Source organism: Stenotrophomonas sp. GbtcB23 (assembly GCF_019091045.1).
In the GTDB taxonomy this organism is placed as follows: Bacteria; Pseudomonadota; Gammaproteobacteria; order Xanthomonadales; family Xanthomonadaceae; genus Stenotrophomonas; species Stenotrophomonas rhizophila_A.
On the sequence record NZ_JAGXKC010000002.1, the window covers coordinates 139,559 to 153,005 of the forward strand.

General features: G+C 64.8%; 10 protein-coding genes. All 10 read right to left on the reverse strand.

All coding sequences use genetic code 11. The annotated features are described in order from the left end of the window. Positions 1-46 precede the first annotated feature (46 nt). Positions 47-490, reverse strand: coding sequence for a type IV pilin protein (locus KVS69_RS01595; protein ID WP_217536029.1), 444 nt, complete (start codon positions 488-490; stop codon positions 47-49). Continuing rightward, a complete protein-coding gene (locus tag KVS69_RS01600; protein WP_217536031.1) occupies positions 487-4,254 on the reverse strand; it encodes a PilC/PilY family type IV pilus protein in 3,768 nt (1,255 codons plus the stop codon). The genes KVS69_RS01595 and KVS69_RS01600 overlap by 4 nt, the downstream gene beginning before the upstream one ends. 11 nt (positions 4,255-4,265) lie before the next feature. Further along, positions 4,266-4,790 (reverse strand): PilX N-terminal domain-containing pilus assembly protein, encoded by a 525-nt coding sequence (locus KVS69_RS01605; RefSeq protein ID WP_217536034.1) that lies wholly within the window; start codon positions 4,788-4,790, stop codon positions 4,266-4,268. A 2-nt stretch (positions 4,791-4,792) separates the two neighbouring features. Beyond that, positions 4,793-5,959, reverse strand: a complete 1,167-nt coding sequence (locus KVS69_RS01610) for a PilW family protein (protein ID WP_254621959.1) — start codon at positions 5,957-5,959, stop codon at positions 4,793-4,795. Further along, the gene (pilV, locus tag KVS69_RS01615; RefSeq protein ID WP_217536044.1) at positions 5,956-6,432 is read right to left on the reverse strand and encodes a type IV pilus modification protein PilV; all 477 of its coding nucleotides are present in this window, start codon (positions 6,430-6,432) and stop codon (positions 5,956-5,958) included. The genes KVS69_RS01610 and pilV overlap by 4 nt, the downstream gene beginning before the upstream one ends. Beyond that, the gene (locus KVS69_RS01620) at positions 6,429-6,944 is read right to left on the reverse strand and encodes a GspH/FimT family pseudopilin (RefSeq protein WP_302675354.1); all 516 of its coding nucleotides are present in this window, start codon (positions 6,942-6,944) and stop codon (positions 6,429-6,431) included. Before KVS69_RS01620 ends, pilV begins: the two co-directional genes overlap by 4 nt. 162 nt (positions 6,945-7,106) lie before the next feature. Beyond that, complete coding sequence (gene ppnN / locus KVS69_RS01625) at positions 7,107-8,495, reverse strand: nucleotide 5'-monophosphate nucleosidase PpnN (protein ID WP_095364063.1); 1,389 nt, start codon at positions 8,493-8,495, stop codon at positions 7,107-7,109. 265 nt (positions 8,496-8,760) lie between these two features. Then, a complete protein-coding gene (locus KVS69_RS01630; RefSeq protein WP_093534036.1) occupies positions 8,761-11,955 on the reverse strand; it encodes a carboxypeptidase regulatory-like domain-containing protein in 3,195 nt (1,064 codons plus the stop codon). A gap of 348 nt (positions 11,956-12,303) precedes the next feature. Next, complete coding sequence (locus KVS69_RS01635; RefSeq protein WP_217536054.1) at positions 12,304-13,047, reverse strand: SDR family NAD(P)-dependent oxidoreductase; 744 nt, start codon at positions 13,045-13,047, stop codon at positions 12,304-12,306. Next, positions 13,044-13,364: a Grx4 family monothiol glutaredoxin gene (gene grxD / locus KVS69_RS01640; protein WP_068854623.1), complete on the reverse strand. Its 321-nt coding sequence runs from the start codon at positions 13,362-13,364 to the stop codon at positions 13,044-13,046. The genes KVS69_RS01635 and grxD overlap by 4 nt, the downstream gene beginning before the upstream one ends. Positions 13,365-13,447 lie beyond the last annotated feature (83 nt).

Here is a 13,447-nt window from a genome sequence, read left to right on the forward strand (position 1 = left end):
CGAATTCTAGACGTTCACTCGTGGCGTTGCAACCGCCGGCGGCCATTTACCAGCAATCCAGCGCACTGGTGTTGGCCGGGGTCTTCACCCCCGCCTGGTTCACCGAGATGGTGCCGCACGGGTCTTTTGCCTGGTCACCCTGCGGAACTGCCGTAATCGTAAACGCGTTGGCATTGGCCGACGCAAAGGTCACCTGGTACATCGGCTTGCTGCCATCGCGTGGCGAAGCGATGGTGGTGCCGCTGTTCTCCACGAACTTGAAGTTCGTGTAGCTGTTGTTGAGCGTGTGCTGGCGCTCGGCGCGCTGTGCGTACTCCACCAGCTCCGCCTTGGCTGCGGCGCGCTTGGATTTGCGCACCTGGGCCGTGTAGGACGGATAGGCGATGGATGCGAGCACGGCGATCACGGCGACGACGATCATCAGCTCGATCAGGGTAAACCCGGCCACCTTGCGCGGGTTGCGCCACTGCGCGGAGAAACGCTTGCTCACAGGATCTGCCTCCAGGATTGACGACCGCACGGATACGGTACGTAGATGATGTCGGGGCCATTGGGGTAACCCATGTAGCAGACATTGTTGCCCGGCGACCCGGGCGCGCCGCCACCGCCACCGCCGCCGCCGCCGCCGCCGCCGCCGCCATCACCACCCAGTGAAGCGACCGGCGCACGCGGCAACGCGAACGGCGTGTTGTTGAGCACGGGTGCATTGCCTGGACTCTTGTTCTTGAGCCCGGCGGCGCCGGTCGCAAACCCGGTCCCGCCAGGCGAATTCAAGGTGGCACGCCCCAGCGCACCTTCACCGGTCAACGGCGTCAGGGCAAAGAACCAGTTGGTGCCGACCGCGGCGCAACCGCCCGAACTGGACGGCTCCGGCGCGTACGTGGACAAAGCCACGATGCCGTTGGACAGGGACGGCGTGCTGACCACGCGCTCGCTGAGCCCGTCCTTGACCTTGCTCACCGGCAGGTCGATGAACCACCCACTTGCATTGGCCGGCGTGGCACCGGCCACCAGGGTGCGCGTGTCCCCCGAGGTGGTGATGGTTCGCCCGGCAAGATTGCTGCGGGTCAGGGTAGTGGCGACGACCGGACCGACGTTGGTGTCGTTGATCGCGTAGATGCTCTGCAGCGAGTTGTCCCGCGAGTCCGGGTCGAACGAGAAGCTGCCCGTACCGAAGTACAGCATCACGCCACCGTTGGGACCGCTGCCGGCGGTGATGCCGCCAGTGATCGGCTGGCGCAGGTTGAGACCGGCGTCCACGGATACCAGGCTGGTGAACAGCGGCCGGACCGGCTTCTGCGTCATGTTGCGCAGGTCGAATTTCCAGACCGCACCCTTCTGGTCGGTACCGTACACGGTGTCGGAAATACCATCGCGCGAGCGCTTGTCCTGCTCGGCCCCGCCCCAGCGATCGATCACGACGATGCTGCCGAGCCCGTTGCTGCCGGCCGGCAGCGGACTGCCGTTCTCGACCGCGTCGATCATAGTCGCCTTGCCCGATGCGATGTCGACCACGAACAGCACCGCCTTGCCGTTGGCGCTGTTGAAGCCGTTGCCGAAGATCGCCTTGAACACCACTTTCTTGTCTTCCAGGACCGGGACGATCACCGGCTTGGCCAGCACGTGGCCGATGTTCTTGCGCACGTCTTCCGGCAGCGAGGCGTCGAGATCGCTGATCTCCCACAGCTTCTTGCCCTTGTCGAACGCACTGCCCGCCGTGACGTCCAGGCCGAACACGCTGCGCCCGCCGGCACCGGACGCGCCGACCAGCGTCGTATGCCAGGCGGTGCCGTAGTACGTGTCACCCACGGCAATCTGCCCATCCACGTAATACCGGTGCTGGAACTTCTGGGTATTCTTCTTCTCCGGATCGGCCGGGAAAAGCAGGTTGCCCATGTGCCCGAGCGCGGTGCTGGGAATGTAGGCGAATGCCTCCGAGCCGCCCCCCGCCACCGTGTCGCCAGCCGCATTCATGCCGCCGTTGAACGCGTGCAGCATGCCGTCATTGGCACCCACATAGACCATGTAGTTGGACTCGGCCTTCTTTTCCAGGTAGGTCGCGTAGGAGGTGGACAGCTGATCGTCGGACAGGCGGCGGTAGCCGTAGTCATCACTCGGCGAGCTGACAAACGGGGCGGAGGTGACGATGTCACCCAGCCGGGTGGTACGGTCACGCAGCTTCCCGCCATTGCGCACTTCGCGGGACGTATCGCCACGCAGGTAATCGACGGCAGCGGCGGCATCCACGCCCAACGCAGTCAGTTCCGAAGTGGCGTTGCAGAAGGACATGCCCGCATAGGGCGCGCCTTTCAGGCAGATGTCCTCGAGCTTCACATTGTTGGAGGTAAATGCGTCGGTCTTGCCGTTCTTGGTGAAGAAAATCCTGCGCGCGGACGCGCTCGGCAGCTGCGCGCTGGCTTCCCAGAACGGGGTCTGTACCAGTGCACGCGTTTCCGGATTGATCGACAGCTTGGTGGCAGTCAACCTGCCGAACCAGTCGGTGCCCTCATTGGTGTACTCGTAGAACGGGCTGACGGTAAGCGAACCGGCACCAATGCGAGCGCCGCTGAACCCGGTGCCACCGGACGGCGAATTGCCGGCCGTCACGGCCGACAGCACGCGGCGCATGGCGTCGGTGATTTCAGCCGGCGTGCGGGCATTGATGTACTCGCCTCGGGTGTTGACGGCCGCGTGCCAGATGTCGTCGATGGTGCTGCGCGCATCGTCTTCCACCTTCGGCCAGTTCTGGTAGATCGCCGGGGTGAGATAGGGGTTCTCGGGATTGTCCGGGTTGAACAGATTGCCGCGCGCGCCCAGGGTGACGCCGTAGAAGTTGAGATGCAGATTCTTCTGGCAATCCAGCTGACTGTCCGGGGTACCCGAGGAGCACGCCGCAGGCACCGGCACCTGCCCTGCAGTGAGGTCGGGACGCAGCGGCGGCAGGCCACTGATGTTGTTGTAGTACTTCGTGACGATGTCCGCCATGGTGTTGGAGTAGCTGTCCGAGAACGGCGCCCCCATGCCCAGGTCGTTGTTGCCTACCGTCGGGCTGCCCTGGTTGCTGTAGCCGTCCGTGAACAACATGACCGCATTCTTCTGGCAGACCTCCAATGTCGGTGCAAGGCTGTCGTTACGCGTGAACTGCTGCGTGGCCGAGTAGACCGCCTGGCGGTTGGGCGTACTGCCATTGGCAGGCAGCGCGAGCATCTCGTCGAACAGCGCCTTGCGCTCGCTGTTGACGCTCACATCCCGGATGGCCAGCTGCTTGGCGGCGGTGTTGTAGCTGCCGTGCTGATTGATGCGGAAATAGCCCACGCGCAGCCTGCCGATATCCGACAGCGACCGCGTCATGCCGGCGATCATCGCGCGATTGCGGTTTCCGTAATAGCTGAACCATATCGCAAAGTTCTTCGAGCCAGCATCGGCATTGTCGGCAGGCAGTGTGTATTTCCACATGTCGCAGCCAGTGCCGCACGCGTTCGCTGCGCGTGTGCGGGTTGCGTTTGCGTAGGCATCGGTACCGTTGAGCTTGGGGAACGGATCGCTGTCATCCTTCACCACCTTGATGAAGAAAGTTGCAGGCCAGTACTGCACGCGGGCGTTACTGGTCCCGTTGCTCCAGACCCCGGCATTGCGATAGGTCGCGCCGTTGATGTACGCCCCGGCCGGGTAGGCCATGCCGTTCTGGATACGGAACGTCTCGGTACCGTAGTAATTGCTGGTCAGGTTGACCCGGGTATCAGCCGCGCCCGGCTTCGGATCAATCCGCGCCTCCGACGGGCGATATTCCGTAAATGGCACGCCATCATATTGCTGCCACGGCTCATACTTCACCGTGGGATCGAAATACGTCGGGTTGTATTGCGGGGAGCGTGCGAACCCCAGCGAGTCGAACGGCGGAATCCCGGGATAATTGTTGATGCGCGGCCCAGGCAGCACGTAGAGGTAATCGCAGCTGTTGTTGCGGTTGTCCGCGGCCGTACTCAGTACGCCAGCAGACTGGAAGAAGCTTTTCAGGTCCGGGTTCCAGCAGCCCTCGCCGTCCTGGCCCGGGAACTGGGTCTGGAAGGTCATGGAGCCAGAATCATCCACAGCCATGATGAACGCCGGCGTGGACGGCTTGGGAATGTTGAGCGGCTGCTGGGACAGCAGGCCCTGCCCCTGTGAGGCGATCAGGTTGTAGCCCACTAATGCCAGGCCTAGTACTGCTACCGCCGAACCGGCGGCGGTCCATTTGAATCTGCGCGAAGCCATGGCCGCGATCCTCAGAGCTTGAAAATAGTGTCGATGACCGAACGCGACGTGGGGTTGTCCTTGTCGTCGGCCGCGTACGCGGTGATCTGGAAGGTGGCGGTGGCCTTGTCCAGCGGCAGGCCGTTGTCGAATGCATTGCCGCCAGGCCCGCCGCACTGGTCGATCTGGCGGACCCGCACCTTCGGCGCGGCTTCATTCTTCTTGGCCAGGTCCCTGCCCCACGCCACCGGATCGAAGCCGTCCTCGCAGTCCTGCGTGACGCTGGCGGCGTTGACGAGACTGTTGTCGCGCGGTGTTTTTCGGTTGGTGATCGCTTCCACGGCATCTTCCGCATTGCGCACGGCGCCTTCGGTGTTCTGGAAGGATCGGCTGGCGGCGCGGTAGTTGGAGGACATCTTTTCCTGCATGCCGGCAACCTGCATGCCGGCCACGCCGATCAGGGCAAGCAGCAGCAGCATGATCAGCGCGACATACAGGACTGCGCCGCGCTGCTGGCGGGCGGCGGGGACAGGACGGCGGTGCGGCGGACGGTTCATGGTCAGTTCCCGAACAGGCGATTGCGCAGGGCCACGCTCACTTCATAGGCGGTGCGATAGCGCCCATCGGTGACGGCATCCTGGTTGTAGGTCATGCCGAGCACGCCGAGGCTGGCCGCGGCATCGGTGGGCCTGGAGTTGGCGTTGGTGCCGGTGCGGCCAGGGCTGCGCGCGACGAGGCCAACCTGGACCATGCCTACGCGGCGCCATTGCCCTGCACCGGTGGCATTGGTGGCGACTGTGACACCAGACGCCACGTTCTGCACCCCGATATAGCCGCTGGGTGGGCTTTCGCCGGTGATCACCGCCGAGCTGTCCAGTCCGTACATCACCTGCAGGTTCTCGATGCCTTCGACCTGTTCCTCGTTGATCGTATACGCCCCGGCCGAATTGGCGCGCGCGCGACGCAGGCCGGGCCCATTGGTGCCGGCGCCAATGTAATAGACCATCGACTCGGCGCGGTACACCTGGGTCGGTTCGGGCTGCGGCGCGTAGCGGGTCAGGTCCACGGTACCGGCGGTAATCACATTGGAGTCCAGCGCCCCTGCGAACACGTCGACGTTGTCGCAGTTGGCGATGCCGAACATGGTCGGCGTCGCGAGCCCGCCTTCGGTCAGCCGCTGCCAGCGGTCCGCCGCGACCGTCAGCTTCTGACCGTTGATGGCGGTCACCGGTACGCCTTCCGGCGCCAGGAAGCGCAGGACGAGGACGTCGCTGCCGGGCATCGGGGCGGGCACCAGGTTGCCGATGGGTCCCGGCAGGTTGGCCGGCACGGTGCCATCGCCTACGTTGAGGATGTTGCTGGGCGCGGTCCCGGGGGCTTCGTAGCCCTGGATGGCCACGCTGAAGTCCAGCGGACTGCCGTTGCCGGTGTTGGTCGCGGCAAGCATGTTGTTACGCGGCAGGCCGGTTTCCTTGATGAAGTGGGCCTGGTCGTTCACGCAGCCCATGTGCCCGGCCATGCGGATGTCGCGCTCAAGAAAATCCAGGGCGAAGCGACCGTTCTCCTGGGCACGCGCCACACCTTCGGAAAGGCGCGAGGCCGAATGCGAGGCAATGAATACCTGGGTGATACCCAGCATCAGGATCAGACCGATGACCAGCGAGATCATCAGTTCGATCAGGGACAGACCTGCCTGGCGGCTGCGGAACATGTGCGGACCTTTCATAGCTGGGTCTGGGTGCGGAAAGTGGTGAGGGCGTCCGGAGCCGTCTTGCTCCAGCGCTCGTCGGCCCAGCTGATTTCAACGGTGGCCACGCCGTTGGCGACAGTGACCTTGGCCGCGGCGTTGTCGCCCAGCGCCTTGACCACCTGGCACTGCCAGCGCGCGATGTTCTGTTCCACCGTGACGGTATTGATCGGCCGCGCGCACACGCCTGCGGCCGTCTTGCTGCCCGAGGCGAAGGTGGCATTGCTGTACCACTCCGACGAATGGCGGTTGCTGCGCATCTGCTCGGTGAGGTCATAGGCCAGGTTGGTGGCCTGGGTGCGGTAGTTGGCGCTCTGCACGTAGCGAACGTTCATGGTCTGCAGCAGGGCGAAGCCGAGCAGGCCGAACGCCAGCACCACCACGGCAACCAGCACTTCAAGCAAGCTGAAGCCGCGTTGGCGGCCACGCGGACGGTAGGGAGTACGGATCATTTGCAGGGTCCCTTGACGGTGGTGACCTGCCCGGAGGCATTGATGGTCAGCGTGCTCTGCAGCGGCTGGTTGTCGCACTTCTCCGGACGCAGGGTGACTTCCTGGTCGGTGCTGTTGCGGCGACGGCCGCGCCCGTCGAACCCGATCATGGCACCGGGGGGGCCGGCAACGACCAGGGCTTTGTTGATGGAGGTGTAGCGCAACACGGGTTCGGTATTGCCCAACACCCCGTCGCCGTCGCTGTCGCTGAACGCCAGCATGCCCACGTTCCACTTGCCATCGCAGCTGGTGCCGGTGCTGCTGCCGCAGACCGCCCCGCCCTGGTTGTTGCGGATCGCGTCGCTGCGGGCCAGGTTGACCAGGCCGATCAGCTCGTTGTGCGCAGTGGCGATGCGGTTGGAGCGGATCAGGTTCTGGAAGTTCGGGAAGGCAATCGCAGCCACCACCCCGATCACCACGACGGTGACCATCAGTTCGATGAGTGTGAAGCCCTTGGACGTACGCAGATGCATGGAACGCTCCCCAGCGTGATGACAGGACAATGGACGCCCGGCCGCCCAGCGGCAAGCGACAGCAGGACGAACGGTCGCCCGGAGGCGACGGGCGTCAAACCGTTGACACCCGTACGGTTGGGCGGGGGTGGCGCGGGCTCCCGACCCGGCCACCCCGCCTTCTCAGGCCAGCACCCTGTAGCAGGGCTGGTACTCGCCCGAGATCTTCATCCGGCGCTGTTCGACGAAGGCACGCAGGAGTTCATCCAGGGCCTGCATCATGTCGGCGTCGCCATGGATCTCGAACGGACCGAACTGCTCGATCCGGCGCATGCCGTCTTCCTTCACGTTGCCAGCCACGATGCCGGAGAACGCGCGGCGCAGGTCGGCCGCCAGTGCATGCGGCGGACGCCCGTGGTGCAGGTCCAGCGCGGCCATGGCCTCATGGGTCGGCACGAACGGCTGCTGGTACTCCCACGGGATCTCGATGGACCAGTTGAAGAAGAACGAATCCTTCTGCACCAGGCGGTGCTCACGCACGCGCTTGATGCCGGCCGACATCTGCCGGGCAACGGCCACCGGGTCGCCGATGATGATCTGGTAACGCTCGGCCGCGGCATCGCCCAGCGTCAGGCGGATGAAGCGGTCGATCTGCTCGAAGTACGGCGCGGCCACGGTCGGGCCGGTCAGGATCAGCGGGAACGGCAGGTCCTTGTTCTCTTCGCGCAGCAGGATGCCGAGCAGGTACAGGATCTCTTCGGCGGTGCCCACGCCGCCGGCGAACACGATGATGCCGTGGCCGATGCGCACGAACGCTTCGAGACGCTTCTCGATGTCCGGCATGATCACCAGGTGGTTCACGATCGGGTTCGGCGATTCGGCGGCGATGATGCCCGGCTCGGTCAGGCCGATGTAGCGCGTGGTGTGCTTGCGCTGCTTGGCATGGGCAATGGTGGCGCCCTTCATCGGGCCCTTCATCGCGCCCGGGCCGCAGCCGGTGCAGATGTCCAGGCCGCGCAGGCCCAGCTCGTAGCCGACCTGCTTGGTGTACAGGTACTCATCGCGGCCGATCGAATGGCCGCCCCAGCACACAACCAGGTTCGGGTCGCCCGGGTTGAGGATGCGCGCGTTGCGCAGCAGCCCGAACACCGCGTTGGTGATGCCTTCGGACGATTCCAGCTCGGCCGCGTAGGCCGGGCCCATTTCGATGGCCATGTAGGCCAGGTCGCGCACGACCGCGAACAGCAGCTCGGCCACGCCGCGGATGATCTCGCCGTCCACGAACGCCATCGCCGGTGCATTGACCAGGTCGATGCGCACGCCACGGTCCTGCTGGGCGACCTGGATGTCGAAATCGGGGTACAGATCGCGCGCGGCGCGCGGATCATCGGAGGCACTGCCACTGGTCAGCACGGCCAGCGCGCAGCGGCGCAGCAGCTCGTGCATGCCGCCGCCGGATGCATCGCGAAGGCGCGCCACTTCTGCGCGCGACAGCACATCCAGCCCACCGCGCGGGTAGATCCGCGCGTCCTGCACCGGCAGCGTGCGCGCCGGCTTTTCGGTGATCGTCATTTCCATTCTTTTCGCTTCCTCAAGGTTGCCGACTGTACCGCTGCCCCCTTAAAAAGCAAAACGGCCGGGAAACCCGACCGTTGGATGCGTTTCGACCCCGGCGACGCCTCGGGGGCTGCCGTGCGTGCGCGATTTTCGCGCAACCGGACGAGCATACGCTCATCCGCCAACGCAGACAAGCGCCCTCGCCTTCCTCGATACCGCACACAGCAGAACGGCCAGGTTTCCCCGGCCGTTCTGTTTACCTTGCCACTAGCTCAGTTCATCAGAACTGGTAGCGGAAGCCCAGCTGCACCGACCACTGCGAGACACCGACGTCGAAGCCGTCTGCGTCATTGTTGGCCACCGCCGGCTCGTCCGCGCCGCGGAAGTTGTACACGTACTTGCCGTCCTTGATGCCCTGCAGGGTGGCCACACGCGCATCGGCGAAGAAGCCGTAGTCGTAGATGTTGCCCCAGTCCTTGTTGATCATGTTGCCGATGTTCTGGACGTCCAGCCAGATCTCCGACTTGTGACCCTTCATGAAGCCCGGCAGTTCCTGGCTGATGCGCAGGTCGAAGGTGTTGATCCAGCCGGTACGGAACTGATTGGCCGGGGCCGCCTGGCCGGCGTACTTGGCCAGCTGCGGGTTGTTCTTCAGCCACTCGAAGAACGAGGCCTCCATGGCCGGATCGGCGGTGAACTGGCCACTCTGGGTCAGGTTGCCGAACAGCACGTCGCCCGGGCCGGTCGGCACGTAGAACAGGTCGTTCGCGGTGCGGCTGTCGCCGTTGGCGTCGTTCACGTAGACGTAGCTGTACGGACGGCCGCTGCGACCTTCGTAGACCAGGCCGACGCGGGTTTCGTAGTCGCCGAAGAACTTGTGCTTCCAGTTCAGCGCACCCGACAGGCGGTCGCGGATCTGGTAGCGCGAGGTGTTCTCGATCTCGTCATTGGCGTTGAAGGCGTACTGGTAGCCCCAACCCGAGCTGGCGGTGGAGCTGGTCAGCGTGCCGACTTCGGTGGCATCGGTGTAGGTGTAGCCCAGGTTCCAGGACCAGTCGCTGGCGGCATCCCACGGCTTGGCCAACGAGACGGTGAACTGCGAGGTGCGGCCCTTGTCGGTGTTGGCGATTTCGTACACCGAGTCGTAGGCCTGGTTGCGGCCTGCGCGTGCGTTGCCGGTCGCCCAGGCATTGCCGGTGCTGCCGCGGGAGTAATACATGTCACGGCCGTCCGGACCCTGATACTGCACCGGACCCAGGTTCAGGTTCTTGTAGTACAGGGCGTCCTTGACCTTGGTGACCAGCAACTCGGCCGAGGCCACGATGCCGTACCACGGGGTTTCGTGGTCGAAGGCCAGGTTGGCCTTGTACACCGACGGCATGTTGAAGTCGCTGCCGACGAAGTTGACGTTCTGGCGGTTCGAGCCCGGCGTGGTCGGGACCGGCTGGCTGTCCTTGCTCGGGTTGAACGGCAGCGCCGGGTTGTAGCCGCTGGTGTAGGCGTAGACCGAATTATTGAAGCCGGTCGCCGAGTAGCTGTTGCTCAGCCACACCTGCGGGGCGTCACCCTGGAACAGGCCCACGCCGCCGCGCAGCTGGGTCTGGCGATCGGTGTCGAAGGTGTAGTTGAAGCCGACGCGCGGCTGGATCAGGAACTTGTTGCTCAGCACTTCGCTGTTGTCCAGGCCGAAGAACTGCGACGCTGCGGCGTTGTAAGCCGGGGCCGGGCTGGTGTCGGCGCGGTCGGCACGCACGCCCATGGTCAGGGTCAGGTTGTTGTTGACGTACCAGGTGTCCTGCACGAACAGGGCCAGGTTGCTGAACTTGTAGTCCGCCGGAATCGAACCCGGGGTGCGTTCCGGATTGTAGTTGTAGCTGCTCCAGCGGCCGGCAGCGAAGTTGTCCAGGCCGTAGAAGGTGTACGCGCCCCACGAGTTGGCGCCGAAGTAGTTGTAGATGTCGTTGGTGTCGTACGACGCGCCGAACTTGACGTCGTGGTCACCCAGGGTCCAGGTAGCGGCGGCGTAGTAGTTCCACGCCTTGGTCTCCAGGATGTTGTCCTGCGAGTTGACTTCGGTACCGAGGTACAGCGAGTCGCCGGACGGCGAGGCTTCGTTGCCCTGGAAGAAGATGCGGATGCTCGGCGCGTCGGTCGAGACATTACGGATCGCCGAGTACTCGCGATAGGAGGCCTTCAGCTCGGTCGAGAAGTTCGGGGACCAGTCGCTGAACAGCTGGGCGACGTAGCTCTCGTTGGTCTTGTCGTGCTGGTACCAGTACGAGCTCAGCGAGGCCGAGCTGGTGGTCATGCCGTTGATGCGCAGCTTGCTCTGGTCGATCTTGCTGTAACGGATGTTGGCACGGTGGTTGTCGCTGATGTTCCAGTCCAGCTTCAGCGCGTACTCTTCCATCTCCGTATCGCCATTGCTTTCCAGGCCACCGGCGGCAATGCCGTAGCCTTCAGCAATCTGCTGCGCACGGGTCACGTCGGCCAGGGTGAACTGCGGGTTGGCCTTGCCCAGCGCGGTGCCGCTCAGGTCGGCGCCCGGGGCGGCCTGCTTGAACTTTTCGTAGTTGGCGAAGAAGAACAGCTTGTCCTTCACGATCGGGCCGCCCACGGTCATGCCGTAGGTTTCTTCCTTGGTGAAGCCGTTGAACTTCTGGCCTTCCGGGTTGTCACCGAACCAGTCGCCGTCACGGTAGGTGCCGTAGACCGAGCCGTGGAAATCGTTGGTACCGGACTTGGTCACCGCGTTGACGGTGGCACCGGCGGCGGCAGCGATGCTGACGTCGTAGTTGGACAGGTTGATGTCCAGTGCTTCGATGGCTTCCATCGCGACCGGCTGGCGACGGGTCGGCATGTTGTTGCCTTCCAGGCCGAAGGTGTCGCTGGCGGACACGCCGTCGATGTTGATCGAGTTGAAGCGCGGGTTCTGGCCACCGGCCGAGATCGAGCCCGAGGCGCGGTCGATGAAGGTCACGCGCGGGTCAAGACGCATCAGGTCCTGGATGTTGCCGCCGATCGACGGGGCGGTCTCGATCTGCTGCTGGCTGATGTTGGTGCCCGAGCCCATCTTGGTCGAGCTGAACACTTCCGAGCCCCCGGCCACGGCCACGACCTGCACGGCGTCCAGGTTGGTCGCCGCAACGTCGCCGGTCAGGGCAGCGTTGACGGTACCGGTCTGGTTCACGCCCAGGTACACGCCTTCTTCGGTCTTGGTGCCTTCACCGGGCTTGTTGATGGTGATGGTGTACGGACCACCCACGCGCAGGCCGCGCGCGTTGTATCGACCCGCAGCATCGGTCGTGGCGCGGCTGACCGTGCCCGACTCGGTGTGCGTGATGGTGACTTCGGCGCCAGCAACAGGCTGGCCAGCGGCAGACGTTACCTGGCCGCCGACACCGGCAGAGGTGCTCTGGGCGAAGGCGGGGGCGGCAGCAAGTACTGCCATGAGGCCAAGGGTGAGCTTGGACATCCGGAGACAGCGTGGGTCGATCATTGGGAGTAGCCTCGATGCGAGTTGGCGATGGCGGAAAAAAAAGCGCGCCCAAGCAGCCATTCAGCGGCTGTCTGGACTTTTATCTGGGTTCCCTTGCCGCAGGCTGGTTTCAGCCGCAACGGTTAACACTAGATTAACACGATAAGCCCGCTATATGACCGTTTGGCGACAAAACACACGCCATCACAACGCGATCGTGACGCGTTCTTCACATTTGGCTGAACAGGGTGCTCCGCCGGGCGTTCTTTCGTGTTCAGGTTCGAGGGCGCGGATTCTCGCGTAACCGCTTCCAGGGAAGGGTACGTCGCAGCCGTTTCCAGCCGGTTACGCCAGGTCCAGCACCGTGCCGCGGTGGGCGATGCCCTGGGCCGAGAGCAGTTCGACGGCCGCCGCAGCGCAGGCCACCGGGTCGCGGGCCATGCCGTCTTCGTCGATCGAGTAGGCACGGGCGCGCAGCGCGGTGCGCATCGGGCCGGGCTGCAGGCCGCTGACCCGCACCGGGCTGTTGGCCAGCTCGTCGTGCAGCGCGGTGATCAGGCCGCGCAACCCGTGCTGGGCGGCGCCATAGCCGCCCCAGTAGGCCCGCCCTACCCGGGCCGGATCGTCCACGGTGAACACCAGCGCGGCATCGTCGCGCTGGCGCAGCAGCGGCAGGCAGGCCTGGGCCAGCCAGGCCGGGGCGGTCAGGTTGACGTGCACCGCCCGCGCGAACGCGGCCGGGTCGGCGTGTTCGAACGGGGTCAGGCCGGCAAAGTCGGCGGCACAGTACAGCACGCCATCAAGCCGGCCGAGCTCGGACTGCAACCGCTCGGCCAGGGTGGCGTAGTCGTCCGGGGTGGCCCCTTCCAGGTCCAGCGGGTACAGCAGCGGCTCGGGGCCGACCGCTTCCACCGCTGTATAGACCCGGTCCAGCCGGCGCGGCTTGCGTCCCAGCAGGACCACGGTGGCACCTGCGGCGGCGCAGGCAATGGCGGCGGCACTGCCAAAACCTCCACCCGCACCGGTCACCAGGATGACGCGATCGGCAAGCGATGCGGTCCCGACCGCAACGGACGGGACCGCACTCACGGCTGAGATGCCTCTTCGACGATCCGCTTGAGTTCGCCGGATTCGAACAGCTCCTGGATGATGTCGCAGCCGCCGATCAGCTCGCCGTTGATGAACAGCTGCGGGAACGTCGGCAGGTTGGAGAAGCGCGCCAGGTTGGCCCGGACCTCGGGCAGTTCCAGCACGTTGACGGTGCGCAGCGACACGGCACCGGCGGCCATCAGGGCCTGCACGGCGCGGCTGGAGAAGCCGCACATGGGGTACTGCGGGGTGCCCTTCATGAACAACACGAGGGGGTACTTGTCCACTTCGGCCTGGATCTCTTGCATTACCGCCACCACGACTCTCCCTGCGCCACGGGACACCCGACCTCGCCGGTCGGATAGACTTCCCAGACGGTCATTGTAATCCTACTGGCCCT